Raw genomic sequence first — 17837 nt, forward strand, 5'->3', positions numbered from 1 at the left:
GTCCGGTCTGGCTGCGGGAGGATCGAAAGGCTTCAATGGCACCGTGCCGGCGCGGAATCAACCGCCCGCCGGGCGCGGGTTCGGGCGATCATTTCGCCGGCTGAAGACGCCGGGCGACTTCCGCCACCAGCCGTTCCGCCACTTCCGTTTTGCTCAGGGTCGGCCAGTTGGCAACGCCCTCGCCGCTGACCAGATGGATGGTGTTGCGGTCCCCGCCCATCACCCCGCGTTCCGGCGACACATCATTGGCAAGGATCATGTCCGCGCCCTTGCGCGCCAGCTTGGCCCTGGCATTGTCGACCACATTCGAGGTTTCGGCGGCGAAGCCGACAACAAGGCGCGGGCGCAAGGTGGCATGCCGGCCGACGGTGGCGAGGATATCGGGGTTTTCCACCAGAGCCAGCGCCGGTACCGCGCCGCTGCCGTCCTTCTTGATCTTGCCGTTCTGCGCCTCGGCCATGCGCCAGTCGGCGACCGCCGCCGCCATCACCGCCACATCGGCCGGCAGGGCCGCATCGATGGCGGCCAGCATCTCCCGCGCGCTTTCCACATGCACCACGTCCACACCGGCCGGATCGGGGATCGTCACCGGCCCGGACACCAGCGTCACCCGGGCGCCGGCCCGGGCAAAGGCGGCGGCGATAGCGTGGCCCTGACGGCCGGAGGAGCGGTTGGCGATGTAGCGCACCGGGTCGATCGGCTCATGGGTCGGGCCGGAGGTGATCAGCACATGCCGCCCGGCAAGCCCCGACAGGACCGGCGCCAGCATCTTCGTCACCGCCTGCAGGATTTCCATCGGCTCGGCCATCCGGCCAAGGCCGGCTTCGTTGCTTTCAGCCATCTCGCCGCTGTTCGGACCGACGAAGCGCAGGCCATCGGCCAGAAGCTGCGCCTGGTTGCGGCGGGTCGCGGGATGGGCCCACATGGCCGGGTTCATGGCCGGGGCCACCAGCACCGGCCGGTCGCAGGCGAGAAGCACCGCCGTGGCCAGATCGCCGGCAAGGCCGTTGGCCATCTTCGCCATCAGATCCGCCGTCGCCGGGGCAACGATGACCGCATCCGCCTCGCGCGCCAGCCGGATGTGGCCGACATCCTGCTCCTCATCCCGGTCGAACAGGTTGAGGAACACCCGCTCGCCGGTCAGCGCCCCGACCGAGACCGGGGTGATGAACTGACAGGCGCCCTCGGTCATCACCGCCCGCACCCGGGCGCCGCGCTCGCGCAGGCGGCGGATGAGATCGAGGCTCTTGTAGGCGGCGATGCCCCCGCCGATGATCAACAGGATACGCTTGTCGGTCAGGCTCACCGGCCATCCTCCCCCATAACGATTGCGCGCGCCGTTGCGGCGACCGGTCAGCTTCCGGAGCCGAAGGAGCGCGGTGCCGGCGCGATCACGCGCGAGCCGGAGCCGGTCACCTCGTAGATCGCCAGACCGCGCTGGTTCAGGCCATCGCGATTGAAGCGGAACACCCCGTCGATGCCGAGAAACCCGTCGCGGTTGGTCAGCACCCGCTCGGAGAAGCGGCTTGCCCCGGCGGAGCGCACCAGCCCGGCGGCCAGGATCGTCGCGTCATAGGCGAGCGAGGCGTTGCGCGGCGGCGCCGAGCCATGGGCAGCGCGGTAACGCTCCGCGAAGGCCTTGAAACCCGCGCCATCCGGCCCCGGGTACCAGGCGCCCGACAAGGGGGGCGCGTTCAGCACCTGCGTGGCTTCCCACTGGCCGCTGCCCAGCATCTTGGTGGTGGCCAGGTTGACGCCGCTGGTCGTCAGGGTCTGCGCCACGAACGGCGCGACATTGCCCGCGGGCACGAACACCGCATCGATCTGGCTGGCGTTGGCGGCGATGCGCCGGGCCTTTTCGGCAATGTCGGTGGTGTCGCCGCCCTGCACCTTGTAGCGCTCGATGGTGACGATCCGCGCCCCGGCCCGGCCGACCTCCTGACGGAAGGCCGCCTCGGCCACCGCCCCATAGGTATCGTCGGGCAAGAGCGCGGCGAAGGAGCGTTTGCGCTGCGAGGCCGCATAGGTGACGATCCGCCGGACATCGCCGCGCGGCAGGAAGCTGAGGAGGTAGATGCCGCGCGAGGCGACCGCTTCATCGCTGGAAAAGGCGACGATCGGCACACCGGAGGCGCGCGCCACCGAGCCGGCACCACCCACCGCAGGCGCGAACACCGGCCCGAGCAGCAATTCGGCGCCTTCCGAAATCGCCGCCTGGGCGGCGGCCTTGCCGCCGGCCGCCGTGCCGGCGGTATCCTTGACGAGGATCTGGATATCGGCGCCCTGGAAATCGCTCAGCGCCAGTTCGGCGGTGTTGCGGAACACGGTGGCAATCGACGAGGCGCTGCCGCCCCCCGACATCGGCAGCAGCAGGCCGACCCGCACCGTTCCGGTCCCCAGTGTTTCGCCCGTTGTCGCCGGCTGGCCATCGGGTGTCGACGGATAGCCGGGATATTCGCCAAGGCTCGAGCCCATGCAGCCGGTCAGGGCAACCGCACCGGCGAGCATCGCTCCAAGGGACCCTAGGCGCGCCTTCGCGGCGCAGCCACGCATAACGTCGAAAATTCCAAGCACGGCGTCAGTTCTCCCAGAACCCGCGGACCGGCCCGCGTGCAGGGCGAACATGCGCCTTCGCGCTGCGTCCGCCTGCCAGATTATCCTGATGAGATGCTTATCAGCCCGGCCCATTGCATGTAAATCTTGGTATCCTCGCCTTTTCCTGTCAAAAAGCGAGCCGGATGCGGATTTTCATGCGCCGGAGCTTGCCGGCCCGGCCTGCCGGGGCCTGGCCCACCCGAAACGCCCGCAAGCCCTCTCACCCCGCACCGCCGCCCCTGCCCGTGCCGCGAAAGACCCCGATGAGCATGTCCTCCCCTGATCCTGACGCTTCCCCAGACACGGACCCGGCCGCCAGTGGCTCCGCACCGGACAAGGGGTTCATCATCGGCGCGCATCGGTTTCAGGCACCAAGGCTGGAGCCGGGGCTCTACATCGTCTCCACGCCGATCGGCAATCTGGGCGACATGACCGTACGCGGCCTGGAAACCCTGGCCTCCGCCAGCCTGATCGCCTGCGAGGACACGCGCATCACCTCAAAGCTGGTACAGCGCTTCGGTCTGCGCACACCGCTCATCGCCTACCACGAACACAATGCGAACCGAATGCGCCCGCGTCTGCTGGCGGCGCTGGAAAACGGCGAGGCGGTGGCGCTGGTGTCCGATGCCGGCACGCCGCTCGTTTCCGACCCGGGCTACCGGCTGGTGCGCGACGTGGTGGCGGCGGGCCACCGGGTGATCCCGGTGCCGGGCGCGAACGCGCCCTTCGCGGCGCTGGTCGGCGCCGGCCTTGCCTCGGACACGGTTTGCTTTGCCGGCTTCCTGCCGCAGAAAAGCGGTGCCCGATCCGCCCGCCTTGCCGAATTGCGGACGCTGCCGGCAACGCTGATCCTGTTCGAAAGCCCGCACCGGCTGGCCCGCTCGCTGGCCGACATGGTGACGGTGCTGGGGGCCGACCGGGAGGCGACGGTCGCCCGCGAACTGACCAAGCGCTTCGAGACCTTCGAACGCGGCACGCTCGGCTCGCTCGCCGCGCTGTTCGCCGACCAGACGGTCAAGGGCGAGATCGTCGTCGTCATCGGCCCGCCGCAAGCGGAGGCCGAAGCGGATGCGGAAGATGCGGACGCGCTGTTGATCGCCGCGCTTGCCGGCAACAAGGCGGCGACGGCGGCCAAGCTCGTCGCGCAGAAAACCGGGCTCGACCGGAAAACCCTCTATGCCCGGGCGCTGGAGCTGAAGGCCGACCCCGAAGCGGCGGACGGAGACCACGGCGACGAGGAGCCGCACACATGACCAAGATCATCATGCTGTTCTTCGCCGCCGTCGCGGCGATCCAGATCATCAAGCCGCTGGGCTGGCCCGGGCTGAAGCACCGGCGCGATGCCTGGAAGCTGGCGCTTGGCGGCTTTCTCGCCACCGTCTTCGCGCTGGCGCTGACAACACTGTTCAAGTTTCCCGCCTAAGGAAAAGGTCGAGCGACGGGCTTTGGAGCAACAGGGGCAGGGCGAACAGATGGAGCGGCGGGGGCGCAGCGGGAGTTCGGCGGAGCGACGCCAGGCCGCCTATCGGCTGGGCCTGCGGGCGGAGGCCCGTGCCGCGCTGTTCCTGCGCCTCAAGGGCTGGCGGATCCTCGCCCGGCGCTACCGCGCCGCTGGCGGAGAGATCGACATCATCGCCCGGCGGGGCCGGGTCATCGCCTTCGTCGAGGTCAAGGCACGGGCGACGCCGCAGGCGGCGCTCGACGCGATCACCCCGGCAAGCCAGCGCCGGATTGCCGCAGCCGCGCGCATGTGGCAGAGCGGCCGGACTGACCTCGCGCGGTCGACGCTGCGCTTCGACGCGGTGCTGCTGTGCCCGCGGCACCTGCCCCGGCATATCGCCAATGCCTTTATCCCCGAGGAGCGCTAATCCCGCCCCGAGACCATTGCCACGGCGGCGCATCTGGACAAACCCGGCGGCGGCCCGCATATCTTGGGCAACACCCCTCAAGGTCGCCGGTTCCGCTCCGGATCCCGGCCCCTCCCCCTTCGCCATACGGCAGCGGAGACGCCCATGTCGCTCAAGGTCGCGGTCCAGATGGACCACATCTCCTCCATCAACATTGCCGGCGACAGCGCCTTCGCGCTGATGCTCGAAGCCCAGACGCGCGGTCACGCGCTCTACCACTACACCCCCGACCGGCTGGCCATGACCGGCGATACGGTCACCGCTGGCCTGGAGCCGGTCGAGGTGCGCGACGCAAAGGGCGAACACTTCGTTCTTGGCGAGCGGAAGATGGTCGATCTGTCGGAAATGGACGTGATCCTGATGCGGCAGGATCCTCCGTTCGACATGGCCTATGTGGCCGCCACCCACATGCTGGAAAAGATCCACCCGAAGACTCTGGTGGTGAACGATCCGGCCTCGGTGCGCAATGCGCCGGAAAAGCTGTTCGTCACCGAATTCGCCGACCTGATGCCGGAAACGCTGATCACCCGTGACCGGGAGACCATCGACGCCTTCCGCGCCGAGCATGGCGACATCGTCATGAAACCGCTGTTCGGCCATGGCGGCGCCGCCGTGTTCCGGGTCACCAACGACGACCTCAACTACGGTTCGCTCTACGATTTCTTCGCCGCCAGCTTCCGCGAGCCCTGGGTGATCCAGAAGTTCCTGCCCAATGTCTCCGAAGGCGACAAGCGCATCCTCCTGGTCGACGGCCAGTTCGCCGGCGCGGTCAACCGGGTGCCGCAGGCCGGCGATCTGCGCTCCAACATGGTGCGCGGCGGCGCGGCGCGCGAAGCCGACCTGACCCCGCGCGAGCGCGAGATCTGCGCAAGGCTCGGCCCGGCCCTGCGCGAACGCGGGCTGATCCTGGTCGGCATCGACGTGATCGATGGCCATCTGACGGAAATCAACGTCACCGCCCCCACCGGCATCCGCGCCGTCGCCCGGCTCGGCGGACCAGACATCGCCGCCCTGTTTTGGGACACGGTCGAGGCCAAGCGCGCCGGCTGACCTGGCGCACGCCCGTTCCTCATATGTTCTTGCTCTCCCGCATGGGTTGCGCTAGATTGCCTCGCGTGACCATGCAGGGAGACGAGAATGGTGTCGCGGGTAACCACCGTTGCCTTTCAGGGCATCGAGGCCAAGCCGGTGGATGTGCAGGTGCAGATCGGCCCCGGACAGGTCGCCTTCACCATCGTTGGCCTGCCGGACAAGGCGGTCGGGGAAAGCCGCGAGCGCGTGCGCTCGGCGCTGATTGCCTCCGGCCTTGCCCTGCCGGCCAAGCGGGTGACGATCAATCTCGCCCCCGCCGACCTGCCCAAGGAAGGCTCCCATTACGATCTGCCGATCGCGCTGGCGCTGATGGCGGCGATGGGGGCCGTGCCGGCGGATGCGCTTGAACGCTATGTCATTCTCGGCGAACTCGCTCTCGATGGCGGTATCACGCCAGTTGCCGGGGTGCTGCCGGCGGCCATCGGCGCCAATGTGCTCGACAAGGGGCTGATCTGCCCCGCCGCCTGCGGCTCTGAAGCCGCCTGGGCCGATCCGAACATGGATATTCTCGCGCCGAAATCGCTGATCCAGCTCGCCAATCACTTCAAGGGCACGCAGATGCTGTCCCGGCCCGTGCCCCGGCTCAACACCAACGCCGCCCCTTTGCCGGACCTTGCGGAGGTGCGCGGGCAGGAAACCGCGAAACGGGCACTGGAGATCGCCGCCGCGGGCGGCCACAACCTCCTGATGGTCGGACCGCCCGGCGCCGGAAAGTCGATGCTCGCCGCCCGGTTGCCGTCGATCCTGCCGGCCCTGTCGCCGAAGGAATTGCTGGAGGTGTCGATGATCGCCTCCATTGCCGGAGAACTGGCCGACGGCCGGCTGACCGAGCGACGGCCGTTTCGCGCGCCGCATCATTCGGCCTCCATGGCCGCGCTGGTCGGCGGCGGCATCCGCGCCCGGCCGGGCGAGGTATCGCTCGCGCACAATGGCGTTCTGTTCCTGGACGAGTTGCCGGAATTCCAGCCGCAGGTGCTGGATGGGCTGCGCCAGCCGCTGGAAAGCGGCGAGACGGTGATCGTGCGCGCCAATCACCGCACCTCCTACCCCTCACGGGTGCAGCTCATCGCGGCGATGAACCCGTGCCGCTGCGGCCATGCCGGTGAGCCGGGCCATGTGTGCCGGCGCGGCGAGCGCTGCGCCGCCGATTATCAGGCCCGCCTGTCCGGACCGCTGCTCGACCGGCTCGACCTGCGCATCGAGGTGCCGGCGGTCACCGCCAGCGACCTGATCCGCCCCGCCGATGCGGAAAGCTCGGCAACGGTCGCCGCCCGGGTCGCGGCGGCGCGCACCATCCAGTCCGACCGCTTCGCCGCCCTCGGCGTTGCCGCCCGCACCAATGCCCAGGCGGGCGCCCGGCTGATCGAGCAGATCGCCGCGCCGGATACGGCCGGCCTCGATCTGCTGCAACGGGCGGCGGACACACTGCATCTGTCGGCGCGCGGCTATCACCGCATCCTCAAGGTGGCCCGAACCCTGGCCGACCTCGACGGCGAGGACAAGGTGGGGCGGGTGCATCTGGCCGAAGCCCTGAGCTATCGCGGCGCCGATCCGGACCGGCGCGCCGCCTGAACGGGCTGCCCTGCCCTCCAGCGCCGCCCTTGCAGGACATTGGCGCAACGGTTTTTCAACCCCTTTCCGGTCACGCTGGCAACGTCGGTCCCTGGCTGCCCACGGCGCCATGAGGAGAACCGCGCCCCCTGATGCCGGGCAATCCGGTCACACGCTCTGGAGGAGACCGCCGTGACCGGTCGTGACGATCATGGTTCCCCGAACCCGGCCCGACGCCGCGCCGCCGCATCCACCGCGCCCCCGGGCAGGCACAAGAGCACGGCAGCCGCCGCGCGCGCCCCGTCCCTGACCGCCCTCGCCGCCGTTCCACGATTTGCCGGCTTCCTGATCCTGGTGACCGCCGGGCTTCTGGCCGGCGCCGTGTCGCTGGTGCTGCTGGCCCCATCGTCAGGTCCGGTGCCGCTCGTCGGTCTTGCCCTTGCCTTTCTGAGCGGCGCGCTGGCCTCCCTCTGGCTGACCCGCGCGGGCAGCGCCCGGCCGGATGACGCCACCCAAGCCGCCACGATCGAGGCGCTGACGCTGGAGCGCGAAGCCCTGCTTGACGACATCTGGCGGCTGAAGGATTGCGAAGCGCGGCACCGCGATGTGCTGGATACGCTCGGCGACGTGGTGACCCGCTGGCGCGAGGGCGGCGCCCTGACCTACGCCAACGACGCGGCCATGCGCCTGTTTCCCGACGGCAGCATGAGCGCGCTGCACGCAAGCGAGGGCCGCGAGACCGGGGATGGTTTCGCCGATATCCGCATCGACACGGCCGAGGGGCCGCGCTGGTTCTCCCGGGTCGATGTGCCGGTGCGCGATCTGACCGACGGAACCCCGCTGGTCCAGACCATCCTGCGCGATGTCACCGATCGCCGCCGGGTCGAGGAAGAACTGGTTGCCGCCCGCAACCAGGCGGAGACGGCCAGCGCCTCCAAAAGCCGGTTTCTCGCCACCGTGAGCCATGAGATCCGCACCCCGCTCAACGGCATTCTCGGCATGGCCAGCCTGCTCAGGGACACAAGGCTGACGGCGGAGCAGCACAGCTATGTGGATGCGGTGCACAGTTCCGGCGAAATCCTGCTGCTGCTGATCGACGAAGTGCTCGACCTGTCGAAAATCGAGGCCGGGCGGCTGGAGCTCTCCCCCGCGCGGCTGGAACTCACGCCGCTGGTGGAAGGGGTGGTGGAGCTTCTCAGCCCGCGCGCCCAGGCCAAGGGACTGGAAATCGGATGCCACATCGGCCCCGAAGTGCCGACCCATCTGGTCGGCGACGGCACGCGGCTGCGGCAGATCCTGTTCAATCTTGCCGGCAATGGCTTGAAATTCACCGAGACCGGCGGCGTGACCATCGACGTCGCCCGCACCCGGGACACCGCACAGGTCCCCTCTGACCGGCTGCTGGTGACCGTGCGCGACACCGGCATCGGCTTTACCGCGGAAGATGCCGACCGGCTGTTCCAGGAGTTCGAACAGATCGATCACGGCCCGGCGCGACGCTTCGACGGCGCCGGCCTTGGCCTCGCCATCTCCCAGCGCCTCGTCAACATGATGGGTGGCACCATCGCGGCCCGGGCCACTGCCGGTGCCGGCGCGGAATTCCGGGTCAACCTGCCCCTGACCGGCGCGGACGGGGTTCGCCCCCAGCCGGAGCTGGCCGGCCAGCGCATTTGCCTGATCACGCAAAGCCAGGTCGAGGGACCGCTGATCGCCCGGCAACTGGGCGAGGCGGGGGCGCGCGTCACCCTGCTTTCCCCGGGCGATGAGGCCATCGACGAGGCTCTGGCCGACGCCGATCTGATCCTGCTCGACCAGCTCTCGGTGACCGAGGCCGGGGGATGGTTGGCGGGTGCCCGGGCGATCGGCATCGACGCCCCCGCGGTTGTCCTCGTCACCCCCGCCGAGCGGGACCGGCTGCCGCGCCTGCGGGCCGCCGGCTTTGGCGCCTATCTGATCCGCCCGGTGCGCTCGTCCTCGCTGCTGCAGGTGACGAAATCCATGCTGGAAAGCGGGGCACCGCTGGCCTCCTGGGACCTGCAGCAGGATGACCGGTCGCATCTTGCCGCCATGCAGCAACGGCAGGAATCGCGCCGCCCCTTGCGGCTTCTGGTCGCGGAGGACAACGACATCAACCGGATGCTGACCGAAGCGCTGTTGCGCAAGCTGGGGCATGAATCCCTTGTCGTCGGCGATGGCGCGGAGGCGTTGAAGGCATTTGCCGAGGGCAACTTCGATGCGGTGCTGATGGATCTGCACATGCCAGGCATTGACGGAATCACGGCCATTCGGCGCCTGCGCGCGCGGGAACGGGAGCTGGCCCTGCCCCGTGTCGCGGTGTTCGCGGTCACCGCCGATGTCACGGCGGAGGCGCGCGATGCGGCGCTGGAAGCGGGTGCGGATGCGGTGCTGGCCAAGCCGCTGGACCCGGACCTGTTGCGCAATCGCCTCAGTGCGCCGCAGGATGGCGGCAAAGCCGCCGGCTAACGACGATTGTCATGCAAGTGTCGGGAAAGTATGATTTATGACACGGCCAAGGTGGATAGCCATCCGGCTCCGATGTCCCGGTGCATGACGTCATTCTCACGACTGACGGGCGCGGGACAGCAAGGGTTCGACCGCAGCGCCGATTGGCCGGATCGGTCCGGGGGCACAACAGGGAAGGGCGTGATGGTCATGCCACGATCGGGACTTTTGTCACCCCGCAACTTCGTGCGGAAATTCGTTCCGGCCGTCGCCTCTGGCGCCCATCGTCCGTCCTGGCTTCCCGGCGCTGGCGCATCGCGGGTCCGGCGCGACAGCCCCAGTCTCGGCCGCATCGGCTCGCTGGAGGTTCGCCTGGCGCGCAGCGCCAAGGAGATCCGCAAGGCGCAGCAACTGCGGTATCATGTCTTCTACGAGGAAATGTCGGCCATCGCCAATGCCGAGGCCCTGGCCAGCCGGCGCGACGTCGATGCCTATGACGCGATCTGCGACCACCTGCTGGTGCTCGACCATGAAGCGGTGGAACGGAACGCGCCGTTCGGACGCAAGAAACCTCGGATCGTCGGCACCTACCGGCTGCTGCGCCAGGAGGTTGCCGAGCGCAGCGGCGGCTTCTACACCGCCGGCGAATACGACATTCAGCCGCTGGTCGAGGCGCATCCGGGCCAGCGTTTCCTGGAACTCGGGCGGTCCTGCGTGCTCAAGCCCTACCGCACCAAACGCACGGTGGAGCTGCTCTGGCACGGGATCTGGTCCTATGTGCTGATGCACCGGATCGACGTGATGGTCGGCTGCGCCTCCATCGCCGGCACCGATCCGGACCGGCTCGGCTCGCAGCTGTCCTTCCTGCACCATCATGCCCGCGCCCCGGAGGAATGGCGCGTGCGGGCGGTCGACAGCCGCTATGTCGAGATGAACCGGATGGAGAAGGCCGAGATCAACGAACGGCAGGCGCTGCGCGAGCTGCCGCCGCTGATCAAGGGCTATCTGCGCCTCGGCGCCTATATCGGCGACGGCGCGGTGGTCGACCACCAGTTCGGCACCACCGATGTGCTGATCGTCATGCCGGTTTCGGCGCTCAACAGCCGCTATGTGAACCACTACGGCGCCGACGCGGGCCGATACGGCAGCTAGGCGGACCGCCGCGTCGACAGGGCGCCCGGCTCAGGGCTGGGCGCCATCAAAGCCTTCGATGATCACCAGATCCGAAACCCCGGCATGGGCGCGCAAGGCCCGGGCCTGGGTGTAGGCGTCGCTGCGGTAGCAGGCGAGCGCCTGCTCGTAGCTGTCGAACTCGATCACCACATTGCGCTGGCGCGCGGCCCCTTCGACGCATTCCGGCGGCGCGCCGCGCACCAGAAACCGGGCGCCATAGGCGCGAAACGCCTCCGCATTCGCCGCGACATAGGCGTTGTAGGCCTCCGGATCCGTCACATCGACCCGGCCGATCCAGTATCCCTTTGCCATGCTCGGCCCTCCCCTCTTTCTTGAAACTTTGGACCGCCGCATCGGTGCGGGAGGCCGCGTCTCCCCCAGCCGTAGGCGAGACGGGCACGGCTGTAAAGGCGGTGCACACGGGAACGGCCCCCGCCACGCGCCGGCGGATTTAAGACCCCCTTAAATCGCCGCAATTAAACTGCACAGCCAAAGCGCCTTGCCGGTGGCGACCCGCCATCGCAGGGCGCAACGAGGCTGTATTTCGCAAGGGGCCAGCTCCCCTCAACCGAACCGGGCATCATGGCACAAGGATCGTCACGCGGCGGACGCAAGCAACCGCGCCTGGGCGCAGGCAGCGGCGTTCTCGACATGCGCCTGACGCCCGCCGACCGCCCGACCGGCGGCGCCGTGAAGCGGCCCGCCGCCAAGACCACGAAATCCCGGCCCCGGACGGCAAGCGGCGGCAAGCCGGCAACACCCAAGCGGACCGCCGGCTCATCGCCCCCCAAGGGGCCGCAGGGACCGCGCGGCGGCGGGGGCCGGCGCCGCAAGCCGGTACGCAAGGGGCGCAAGACCCGGCGGATCGGGCTTGGCCGCCTCGTCAGGCGCGGCGCCTACTGGAGCGCCGTTCTCGGCATCTGGGCGGTGATCGCCGTGGTCGGCGTGCTTGGCTATTACGCCGCGCATCTGCCGCCCACCTCCGAATGGCAGGTGCCGCAGCGACCACCGAACGTGCGGATCGTTTCCGCCGACGGAACCCTGATGGCCAACCGGGGCGACACCGGCGGCGAAGCGGTGCGGCTCGAACAGTTGCCGCCCTATCTGCCACAGGCGGTGATCGCCATCGAGGACCGGCGGTTTCGCTCCCATCCCGGTCTCGATCCGATCGGCCTTGCCCGGGCGATGGTCACCAACCTGACCTCCGGCCGGCTGGTCCAGGGCGGCTCGACCCTGACCCAACAGCTTGCCAAGAACCTGTTCCTTCAGCCCGACCGGACGCTGAAGCGCAAGGTTCAGGAAGCGATTCTGGCGATCTGGCTGGAGGCCACCTACTCCAAGGACGAGATCCTGGAGATGTATCTCAACCGGGTCTATTTCGGCGCCGGCGCCTATGGCGTCGATGCGGCCGCGCGGCGCTATTTCGGCAAATCGGCGCGCATGGTCAACCTGGCCGAGGCGGCGACCATCGCCGGGCTGCTCAAGGCGCCTTCGCGCTACGCGCCGACGCGCAATCCGGATCTCGCCGACGAGCGGGCCGGAACCGTGCTGATGGCCATGGCCGAGGAGGGCTACATCACCGCCGCCGAAGCGCGCGATGCCATTGCCGCGCCGACCCGCGTCGTCACCCACCACACCTCGGCCAGCGAGAATTACGTCGCCGACTGGGTGATGGACCTTCTGCCCGGCTATGTGGGCGCCATCGACCAGGACATCACCGTCAGCACGACCATCGACCTCGGCCAGCAAATCGTCGCCGAGGACGCCCTGCGCCGAGCGCTGGCCGAGGACGGCGCCAAGCGTGGCGTCAAGCAGGGCGCCGTGGTCACCCTCGACGGTTCCGGCGCGGTCAAGGCGCTGGTGGGCGGCCGGGACTATGCCACCAGCCAGTTCAACCGCGCAGTCAACGCCCACCGCCAACCGGGGTCGGCGTTCAAGCCCTTCGTCTATCTGGCGGCGCTGGAAAGCGGCCTGACCCCGGACACCGTTCGGGTGGACGAGCCGATCCGCTTCGGCAAATGGGCGCCGCGCAACTACTCCAAGTCCTATCAGGGTCCGGTCACCCTGGCCCGGGCGCTGGCGTTGTCCCTCAACACCGTGGCCGCGCGGCTGGCGCATGAAGTCGGCCCCCGGCATGTGATCCGCACCGCCCGCCGGCTGGGCATTACCTCGCCGCTTGCCGCCAACCTGTCGCTGTCGCTGGGCACCTCGGAGGTGACGCCGCTGGAAATCGCCGCCGCCTACGTGCCGTTTTCCAACGGCGGCTATGGCGTCGTGCCACATGTGATCCGCAGCATTCGCGGCAGCGATGGGACGCTGCTCTACAGCCGCACCGGCGGTGGTCCCGGCCGGGTGATCGAGCCCGGCCTTTTGGCCAGCATGAACGCCATGATGGCCGATACCCTGACAATCGGCACCGGACGCAAGGCGCAGCTCACCGACCGGCCCGCCGGCGGCAAGACCGGCACCAGCCAGGATTTCCGCGACGGCTGGTTCATCGGCTACACCGGCTCGCTTACAACCGCCGTCTGGCTCGGCAATGACGACAATTCACCAACCAAGCGGGCGACCGGCGGATCGCTGCCGGCGAAGATCTGGAAAGAGGTGATGTCGGCAGCTCATCAGGGCCTGCCCGTGGCCGGACTTCCCGGCGTGCGCACCCATCCGCTGCAAGTCGCCAAACCGACCACCGCAGTACCGGTTCCAGCCAGCCGTGATCAGGCGGAAGGGGATCCGGAACGCCGCCGTCTGGCGCCAATGGAAGGCGGCTCGCGCAGCCTGCTGGATCGGATCTTCGGCGGCTGAGCCGCCGTCCGCGCGTAGGCTCGGTCAGACCACCGCGCGCGCGCGGCGCGTGACCAGAAAAACGACAAACGCCGCCAGCCCATGCCCGGCAATAATCAGCGCCAGAGCCAGTCCGGTGCCGCCGAGCGTGGCGCTGACACCGATGCCGACGAGCGCCGCAGTCCCCATCTGACCGATGCCGAGCAAAGAGGAGGCGGTGCCCGCCCGGTCGGGGAAAGGCAGCAGCGCCGCCGCCTGCGACAGGGGCATCGCCAGCCCGACGCCGGCCATGTAGAGCATCATCGGCAGCACCACCGTCAGCACATGCGGCTGGGCGAGGAGCGCCAGCACCATCGCCAAACCGCCCAGCGCCAACATGCCGGTCCCCAGAGCGATGGCCATCTCGCCGCCGAGACGCGGCGCCACCCGTTGCCCGATCAGCGTGCCGACGACATAGGCGCCGGCACAGACGCCAAAGGCGATGCCATAGGCGACAGGCGACAGGCCGTAGATATCCTGGAGAACGAAGGACGAGCCGGAGATGAAGGCGAACAGGCCGGCAAAGGTCAGGGTGACGATCGCCAGATAGGCGCGAAAGCCGCGATGCCGCAGCAGGCCGGCAAAGCCGCGCAGCATCCCGGCAAGGGAAAACCGGGATGCCTCGCGCGCCGGCAGGGTTTCCGGCAGCCGCCGCAACACGGACACCAGCAGAACCCCGGCGAAGGCGAGCGAGACGAGAAATACCATCCGCCACCCGCCCCCAGCGGCAATCAGCCCGCCGAAGAACGGCGCGACCGACGGCGCCAGTCCCATGATTGACCCCATGCGCGCCAGTTCCTGCCCGGCGCGCGGACCGTCATAAAGATCACGCACCATCGCCCGTGCCAGCACCACCGGACCGGCGGCCCCGAAGGCCTGCAGGAACCGCGCCCCCACCAACACCTCGATGGAGGGGGCGAAGGTGCAGGCAAAGCTCGCGACCACATAGATGCCAAGACCGGCAAGCAGAACGGGCTTCCGCCCAAGCCGGTCGGCGAGCGGACCATAGAAGACCTGCCCGGAGGCAAAACCCGCCAGGAACAGCGACAAGGTGAGCTGGACCGCCTCCTTCGAGGTGGCCATGTCGCGCACGATGTCCGGCAGAGCCGGGAGGTACATGTCCGTTGACAGGGGACCAAGGGCGGTCAGCGCCGCCAGAAGGAGTGTCAGGGACCAAGTGTTTGGCTTTAAAATATCGTTTCAACCGCAACTAATAGGGAATGCGCACCATAGATCAGTGCGCGGCAAAGGGAAATCGTTTTCGCACCGCGGACGGGGCAGGGTTCGCCTGACCTTATCCGTAAAGGTGCAGCCCCGCCCCCTCGCGCCGCAGCCAGAGCCGGGCGTCATCGGTCTGCGGCGCCAGAAAGCGACACAGCTCCCAGAAGCGGGGGCCGTGGTTCATCTCCGCCAGATGAGCGACCTCATGGGCGGCGACGTAGTCGAGAATTTCGGGTGGCGCCAGAACGAGCCGCCAGGAAAACGATAGCCGGCCGGTGGCGGTGCAGGAGCCCCAGCGGCTGCGGGTATCCTTGAGCGACAGGCCCGCATGGGACCGCCCGAGACGCGCGGTATGAACGGCCACCGCCTGTTCCAGATCGCGGCGCGCTTCGCGCTTCAGCCAGTCGGTGAGCTTGCGGGCAAGGTGACGCGGATCGCCCGGCACCTCGATCTCCGGCAGCGGCTCGCCCGGGCGCAGGGTCACGAGGCCGCGCAGACGGGCCCCTGCGACGACGCGATGCGGCGCGCCGCGCAAGGGAATGACCGCCCCATCGGTGAAGGGAATGCTTTCGGGACGGCGTGTCAGCCTGTCCGCCAGCCAGCCCCTGTGTTCCTCGGCGAAGCGCCGGGCGGTCTCCAGCGTGCCGCGAGCCGGCACCGTGAGCACCGGATCACCGCCAGCGGGCAGGCGCAGGATATAGCGCTTGGCCCGGTCGTTGCGCTTCAGCCGGACCGCCTGCCGCTCACCATTAACGGTCAGCCACAGCTGGTCCGGCAGGGGCTCGGGCGCCAAACGGGCCAGCAGCCGCCTCACGCGCCCGCCAGTTCCGGATAGGTCAGCGTCTTGTCACCGGTCAGCGGGTTCTTGCGCGACCAGCGGTAGCGGATCGTCTCAAACCGCATGGCCCGGGCATCGTAGAGCAGCAGGCGGCCGACCAGTCCCTCGCCAAAACTGGTGATTTCCTTGATCGCTTCCATCGCCTGCAGGGCCCCGATGACACCGGTGAGGGCGCCAAGCACCCCGGCTTCGGCACAGGTGGGCAGGGCGCCATCGGGCAGGCGCTCGGGGAAAAGACAGCGATAGGTCGGGTTGGGCTGCCCGTCCGCGTCGCTCTCATAGGGTTTCAGCAGGGTCAACGAGCCGTCCATCCGCCCGACCGCTCCGGCCAAAAGCGGCCGCTTGGCAAAGAAACAGGCATCGGAGACCAGATACTTGGTGGAGAAATTGTCCGAGCCGTCGATCACCAGATCGTACCGCGAAATCAGCGCCAGCGCGTTTTCCGGACGAAGGCGCACCGGATGCGGCTCCACCTTCACATGCGGATTGAGCCGGGCGATGGCTTCGGCCGCGCTCGCCACTTTCGGCTCGCCGATCTGGTCCGTGTCATGGATCACCTGCCGCTGCAGGTTGGACAGCGACACGGTGTCGTCATCGACGATGCCGAGAGTGCCGACACCGGCGGCGGCCAGATAAAGCAGCACCGGCGCCCCGAGCCCCCCGGCACCAATGACCAGCACGCGGGCGGCCTTCAGCTTCTGCTGTCCGGGACCTCCGACATCCTGCAGGACGATATGACGGGCGTAACGTTCCAGTTCGGCGGCGCTGAGGCTCATGGGGTCTACTTGGGTATCCGGTTCGGGGAAAGGCGGCGCGGTAGCGCGCGGCGGCGCGGGGTTCACAAACTAGCCGAGCAGCCGGCCGACCAGCCGCGCGGTGTAATCGACCATCGGGATGATGCGGGCATAGTTGAGGCGGGTCGGGCCGATCACCCCGAGCACGCCGATGATCCGCTCATCCTGATCGCGGAAGGGCGAAACGACAATCGACGAGCCGGACAGGGAAAACAGCTTGTTCTCCGAGCCGATGAAGATCCGCACCCCGTCGCCGCGCTCGGCCAGCGCCAGAAGCTGGATCAGGTCGCTCTTGTTCTCCAGATCGTCGAACAACAGGCGGATGCGTTCCAGGTCGCCGGCCGCGTCCATATCCGACAGGAGATTGGAGCGGCCGCGCACGATCAGCGATCCCACATCGTCGCTGGCGCCGGTGCGGGTGGCGATGCCCGCCTCCACCACCTTCGCCGTCAGCCGGTCCAGTTCCGCCTGGCGGCTGTCGCGCTGGCGCTCAAGGTCGCGCCGCGCCTCGGCCAGCGTCCGGCCCCGGATCAGACTGGTCAGAAAGTTCGAGGCTTCCACCAGGGCCGAGGGCGGCAGGCCGGCCGGCAGCGAGATGATGCGGTTTTCCACAGACCCGTCATCGCCGACCAGCACCACCAGCGCCTTTTGCGGCTCGATACGCACGAATTCCACATGGCGCAGACGCACATCCGCCTTGTGGGTGAACACCACGCCAGCCCCGCGCGACAGGCCGGAGAGCATCTGGCTGGCCTCGGTCAGAAGCTGCTCGCTGGTGCGCTCGCTGCGCGCCGCCTTCACCTGCACCTCGATCTGCGCCCGCTCGTCGCTGGTCAGATCACCGACTTCCAGCAGCGCATCGACGAAAAAGCGCAAGCCCCCTTCCGTCGGCATCCGGCCGGCGGAGGTGTGCGGCGAGTAGAGCAACCCGGCATGTTCCAGATCCGCCATGATGTTGCGGATCGAGGCCGGCGAGAGCTGGATCGACGGCAACCGCGACAGATTGCGCGAGCCCACCGGCTCGCCCGTGTCGAGATAGCTTTCCACGATCGCCCGGAAAATCTCGCGCGAGCGCTGATCGAGATCGCTCAGGCTGACGGACGGAACGCCCAATGTCACTTCACCAACCCCCTGCAATGGCCCGCCTCCGCCGCCCTCATGCCTTGGCACGGGGGACGCGGCATCGCGTGCCGTTGATGGTCCGGTCCTTGATATAGGATGTATTTGAGCGAAAATCCCGCCCCAACTGTCAAGTCGAATCATGATCGCCGGCACGCGCCCGCTGCGGCAAGGCGAATGGCAGGACCGGAGAGAGGCACGCAAACGTTTCCTCCCGGCCCATCTTGCTCTAGAAGGGCGCCAGAAACCGCCCGGCGACAG

General features: G+C 68.5%; 15 protein-coding genes. 8 read left to right on the forward strand and 7 right to left on the reverse strand.

Going from position 1 to position 17837, the window contains the following annotated elements; all coding sequences use genetic code 11:
* Nucleotides 1–88: 88 nt before the first annotated feature.
* Nucleotides 89–1306 (reverse strand): bifunctional phosphopantothenoylcysteine decarboxylase/phosphopantothenate--cysteine ligase CoaBC, encoded by a 1218-nt coding sequence (gene coaBC, locus IEV83_RS16700; RefSeq protein ID WP_181760028.1) that lies wholly within the window; start codon nt 1304–1306, stop codon nt 89–91.
* Nucleotides 1307–1353: 47 nt separating this feature from the next.
* On the reverse strand, nt 1354–2508 hold the full coding sequence (locus IEV83_RS16705) for a penicillin-binding protein activator (protein WP_244628220.1): 1155 nt from the start codon (nt 2506–2508) through the stop codon (nt 1354–1356).
* Nucleotides 2509–2864: 356 nt separating this feature from the next.
* Here IEV83_RS16705 and rsmI point away from each other — a divergent pair, with 356 nt between their 5' ends.
* From rsmI to olsB, 7 genes are all read left to right on the forward strand, one after another.
* Complete coding sequence (rsmI, locus tag IEV83_RS16710) at nt 2865–3848, forward strand: 16S rRNA (cytidine(1402)-2'-O)-methyltransferase (RefSeq protein WP_181760152.1); 984 nt, start codon at nt 2865–2867, stop codon at nt 3846–3848.
* On the forward strand, nt 3845–4018 hold the full coding sequence (locus IEV83_RS16715) for a hypothetical protein (protein WP_181760029.1): 174 nt from the start codon (nt 3845–3847) through the stop codon (nt 4016–4018). The genes rsmI and IEV83_RS16715 overlap by 4 nt, the downstream gene beginning before the upstream one ends.
* Nucleotides 4019–4067: 49 nt before the next feature.
* Nucleotides 4068–4463: a YraN family protein gene (locus IEV83_RS16720; protein ID WP_181760153.1), complete on the forward strand. Its 396-nt coding sequence runs from the start codon at nt 4068–4070 to the stop codon at nt 4461–4463.
* Between the two features lie 144 nt (nt 4464–4607).
* Nucleotides 4608–5552: a glutathione synthase gene (gene gshB, locus IEV83_RS16725; RefSeq protein WP_181760030.1), complete on the forward strand. Its 945-nt coding sequence runs from the start codon at nt 4608–4610 to the stop codon at nt 5550–5552.
* Nucleotides 5553–5639: 87 nt separating this feature from the next.
* Complete coding sequence (locus IEV83_RS16730; protein WP_181760031.1) at nt 5640–7166, forward strand: YifB family Mg chelatase-like AAA ATPase; 1527 nt, start codon at nt 5640–5642, stop codon at nt 7164–7166.
* 171 nt (nt 7167–7337) lie between these two features.
* Nucleotides 7338–9629, forward strand: a complete 2292-nt coding sequence (locus IEV83_RS16735) for an ATP-binding protein (RefSeq protein WP_181760032.1) — start codon at nt 7338–7340, stop codon at nt 9627–9629.
* Between the two features lie 189 nt (nt 9630–9818).
* Nucleotides 9819–10760: a l-ornithine N(alpha)-acyltransferase gene (olsB, locus tag IEV83_RS16740; protein WP_181760154.1), complete on the forward strand. Its 942-nt coding sequence runs from the start codon at nt 9819–9821 to the stop codon at nt 10758–10760.
* Nucleotides 10761–10790: 30 nt separating this feature from the next.
* On the opposite strand, the gene IEV83_RS16745 is transcribed toward olsB, so the two are convergent.
* Complete coding sequence (locus tag IEV83_RS16745; RefSeq protein WP_181760033.1) at nt 10791–11093, reverse strand: DUF1330 domain-containing protein; 303 nt, start codon at nt 11091–11093, stop codon at nt 10791–10793.
* A 270-nt stretch (nt 11094–11363) separates the two neighbouring features.
* On the opposite strand from IEV83_RS16745, the gene IEV83_RS16750 reads away from it, so the two are divergent.
* Entirely contained in the window at nt 11364–13586 is a 2223-nt protein-coding gene (locus tag IEV83_RS16750) for a transglycosylase domain-containing protein (RefSeq protein ID WP_181760034.1), read from the forward strand.
* Nucleotides 13587–13610: 24 nt separating this feature from the next.
* Here IEV83_RS16750 and IEV83_RS16755 read toward each other — a convergent pair whose 3' ends face one another.
* The 4 genes from IEV83_RS16755 to hrcA form a co-directional block, all read right to left on the reverse strand.
* On the reverse strand, nt 13611–14798 hold the full coding sequence (locus IEV83_RS16755; protein WP_181760155.1) for a multidrug effflux MFS transporter: 1188 nt from the start codon (nt 14796–14798) through the stop codon (nt 13611–13613).
* A 100-nt stretch (nt 14799–14898) separates the two neighbouring features.
* On the reverse strand, nt 14899–15639 hold the full coding sequence (locus tag IEV83_RS16760; RefSeq protein WP_209003219.1) for a M48 family metallopeptidase: 741 nt from the start codon (nt 15637–15639) through the stop codon (nt 14899–14901).
* On the reverse strand, nt 15636–16439 hold the full coding sequence (locus IEV83_RS16765; RefSeq protein ID WP_181760035.1) for a molybdopterin-synthase adenylyltransferase MoeB: 804 nt from the start codon (nt 16437–16439) through the stop codon (nt 15636–15638). Before IEV83_RS16765 ends, IEV83_RS16760 begins: the two co-directional genes overlap by 4 nt.
* Nucleotides 16440–16508: 69 nt before the next feature.
* Complete coding sequence (gene hrcA / locus IEV83_RS16770) at nt 16509–17594, reverse strand: heat-inducible transcriptional repressor HrcA (protein WP_244628222.1); 1086 nt, start codon at nt 17592–17594, stop codon at nt 16509–16511.
* Nucleotides 17595–17837 lie beyond the last annotated feature (243 nt).

The sequence above is a fragment of the Stappia taiwanensis genome, assembly GCF_014635285.1.
In the GTDB taxonomy this organism is placed as follows: Bacteria; Pseudomonadota; Alphaproteobacteria; order Rhizobiales; family Stappiaceae; genus Stappia; species Stappia taiwanensis.